The 269-nt window shown below is 69.5% G+C and carries 1 protein-coding gene; it reads right to left on the reverse strand.

Going from position 1 to position 269, the window contains the following annotated elements:
* Positions 1-269: hypothetical protein (locus AC0IZJ_RS28485; RefSeq protein WP_471855626.1), on the reverse strand; the 269-nt coding region annotated here is incomplete at both ends.

Genomic DNA, 269 nt, shown 5'->3' on the forward strand with positions numbered 1-269 from the left:
ACGCAGCACGTAGTCGCCGCCCGGGAACTGGCCGGCGCCCGGCGTCCAGTCGTAGACGCCGTAATTGGCCGCGTTGGCGGCCACGGACAGCCAGCTGCTGCCGCCGTCACGGCTGATGTCGAGGGTGACGTTGCCGCTGAAGCCGTCGGAGCGCCAGCGCACGGTAAAGGTCTCGCTCTCGGCCACGGTTTCGCCGCCCTTGGGCGTCATCACGCGGACGTAGACGGCCGGGCTCAGCGAGGCGTATTTGGTGTTGCCGTCCGAGCCGA

It is taken from the genome of Roseateles sp. AC306, assembly GCF_979253795.1.